The following is a 1132-nucleotide window of genomic DNA, read 5'->3' on the forward strand; positions in this document are numbered from 1 at the left end:
GGCAGTGAGCCAGTCATCCGGGCAATGGCCGACGCCTTGGCATTCGAGGCGTTTTCCAGCGAATACATCGCGCATTTGATCGAGGCGCGCGGGCGTAAGTTGCCGGAGGCTAGTCCTTTGTTGCTCACGCATCGACAAGATGTCCTGGACCTGGAATTGCCGCCACCGGATTTGTCGGCGTATCCCGATACCCCACTGTCGATGCCAGAGGAGAACTCGGGAGAGACCCATGAACATGACTGAGACCTTACTGAAGAAACACCTGGCTCGCCTGCAGTTACCGTATTTCCTCGAGCACCAGGCGGCACTGATGGATCAGGCGGCCCGGGAGGCGTGGTCGCATGGACGCTTTCTCGAACAACTGGTGGCCGGCGAGGTCGCCCGTCGCGACGAGGCTTTGATCGTTCGCCGAGTGAAGGCGGCCCGCTTCCCGGGGGTCAAGACGCTCGATCAGTTCGACTGGAGTTGGCCCAAGAAGATCAACCGCACCCAGGTCCAGCATCTGTGCCGCCTGAACTTCCTCCACGAACACGGCAACGTGATTCTGTTGGGCGGCGTCGGCGTCGGAAAGACGCATCTGGCGATCGCTCTGACCCACGCGGCGTGTCTGCAGGGGCACACGGCCTTATTCACCAGTGCGGTGGATATCGTCAATACGCTCGCCGCCGCGCAGGCCACCGGGGGAGTCAAACGTGAGATGGTGCGCTTGGTCAAGCCTGTCCTGCTGGTTATTGACGAACTCGGCTATCTACCCATCGACAAGTTCGGCGCCGATGCCCTGTTTCAGGTGATCAGTCAGCGCTACGAGCGCGGATCAACTCTCATCACCAGCAACCGGGCGTTCAAGCACTGGCCAGAGATCTTCAACAATGACAGCACGCTGACCTCGGCTTTGCTCGACCGCCTCCTCCATCACGCCGAAACCGTCGTCATCGAGGGTTCCAGCTATCGTATGCGCGAGCCGATCGAGTCCTGATCCTTCCGCTTTCGCCCTCACCACTTTCCACAGGCCCGACCACCGCTACCGCTCCTTCGCATTCCCGCTACACCAGCCCACCCCATTTCTCCACACCTCTATCGCTCCCGTTTCGCATCGTCACATTCCGACCGCTTTCACACCTGCGCCGACATT

At 60.4% G+C, this 1132-nt stretch carries 1 protein-coding gene and 1 pseudogene; both read left to right on the forward strand.

Going from position 1 to position 1132, the window contains the following annotated elements; translation table 11 throughout:
• Positions 1–243, forward strand: a pseudogene (locus ACCAA_RS21670) (hypothetical protein); the annotation flags it as partial.
• Entirely contained in the window at positions 230–976 is a 747-nt protein-coding gene (istB, locus tag ACCAA_RS21675) for an IS21-like element helper ATPase IstB (RefSeq protein ID WP_186409323.1), read from the forward strand. The pseudogene ACCAA_RS21670 and the gene istB, both read left to right, overlap by 14 nt.
• The last annotated feature ends 156 nt before the right edge of the window (positions 977–1132 follow it).

The sequence above is a fragment of the Candidatus Accumulibacter aalborgensis genome, from assembly GCF_900089955.1.
GTDB lineage: Bacteria > Pseudomonadota > Gammaproteobacteria > Burkholderiales > Rhodocyclaceae > Accumulibacter > Accumulibacter aalborgensis.